The sequence below is a fragment of the Geminicoccus flavidas genome (assembly GCF_009806515.1).
Taxonomy (GTDB): Bacteria; Pseudomonadota; Alphaproteobacteria; order Geminicoccales; family Geminicoccaceae; genus Geminicoccus; species Geminicoccus flavidus.
Window position 1 is genome coordinate 1 of record NZ_WUJP01000623.1, and the last position, 1,561, is coordinate 1,561.

2 protein-coding genes are annotated in these 1,561 nt (G+C 72.3%); one reads left to right on the top strand and one right to left on the bottom strand.

The features are described 5' to 3' along the window. Positions 1-35: 35 nt before the first annotated feature. Entirely contained in the window at positions 36-968 is a 933-nt protein-coding gene (htpX, locus tag EQG76_RS17555) for a zinc metalloprotease HtpX (protein WP_159715684.1), read from the top strand. 51 nt (positions 969-1,019) lie between these two features. Here the strand turns inward: htpX and EQG76_RS17560 are convergent. Then, a partial coding sequence (locus tag EQG76_RS17560; protein WP_235031423.1) for a hypothetical protein occupies positions 1,020-1,561 on the bottom strand: 542 nt, incomplete at its 5' end.

Genomic DNA, 1,561 nt, shown 5'->3' on the forward strand with positions numbered 1-1,561 from the left:
AGCTCGTAATTAATGGCTAGGCCCTGGAGCTGAGCATGGCGACGTTGCGCACCTTCCTGCTGCTGGCGGCGATGACCGCCCTGTTCCTGGTCGTGGGCTATGCGATCGGCGGCGGCACGGGTGCGGTGATCGCGCTGGTCATGGCGGCCGGCACCAACCTGTTCGCCTGGTGGGGCTCGGCGGACATGGTGCTGCGCATGTACCGGGCCCAGCCGGTGACCCCGATGGCGGCACCCGAGCTGTACCGGCTCGTGGCGGAGCTGGCCGGCCGGGCCGGCCTGCCGGTGCCCAAGGTCTACCTGATCGAGAGCGACCAGCCCAACGCGTTCGCCACCGGGCGCGACCCGGACCATGCGGCGGTCGCGGTGACCCGGGGGCTGATGCAGGCCATGTCGCGCGACGAGCTGGCCGGCGTGATCGCGCACGAGCTGGCGCACATCAAGCACCGCGACACGCTAACCATGGCGGTGGCGGCCACGTTTGCCGGTGCCATCGGCTTTCTCGCCCAGTTCGGCCTGTTCTTCGGCGGCAGCCGGGACCGAGACCATCCCTTAGGTGGCATCGGCCTGCTGCTGGCGATGATCGTGGCACCGCTGGCGGCGATACTGGTGCAGATGGCGATCAGCCGGGGCCGCGAGTTCGAGGCGGACCGCGAGGGTGCCGTCATCTGCGGCAATCCCCGGGCACTGGCCAGTGCGCTGCAGCGGATCGAGCAGATCGCCGCCGGGACTTATGTCGGCCCGGCGGAGCGCAATCCGGCGACGGCACACCTGTTCATCATCAACCCGCTGCACGGCGGTGCCTTGGCCGGCATGTTCCGGACCCACCCGCCGACCGCGGAACGGATCCGGCGGCTGCTGGCGTTCGGCGGTGCCGGCCGCGCCGGGACGGCCGGCTTTGCAGCTCGCCCGGCGGCCAGCCCCAGGCCGGGCGGACCCTGGGGACGCCGGGCCGGGCCCTGGGGCTGACGAGGGTAAAGGACGAGGTCGAACGGGGGTGGCTCGTGAAATGCGGAGCGTTCAGCCGCGGCCCTCGCCCGGGGCGCTGGGTGCGCGCTTGAGCGGCAGCGGCAGGCCGGGCTCGCCGGCCACGTCCGGCTCCAGGTAGAGCGCGTCGTTCACGATCGTGCCGAGCAGCGGCACGTCGCTGACCAGCGCCTCCTTCTTCTCCAGGCGGACTACCCCGTCGTTCGAGGTCCATACCCATTCGCTGAGGCCGGCGGCGCTGACCGAGGTCGCAGTGCCGTCCGCCCGGAACTGGATCGTCCCGGCGGCGGTCTGGACGATCCGGTCGACCTCCGCGCGCATTGCCTGCTCGGCCTGGGCCCTGGCATCGGCCGGTAGGGTCTGGAACTGCTCGGCCACCACCGCATCCACATCCGCGCGCAGCGCCGCCTCGTCCAGCACCCAGGTGCCCAGCAGCGAGGCCTCGGCACGGGCCGGGGCCGTGGCGAGGCCGATGCAGGTCGCCAGGAGCAGGGCAGGGAGGGGCAGGCGGCGGAACCGGCGGGAGATCACCGGGCCGGCACCAGCACGAGGGTCATGTCGGCCAGTGCCGCCTG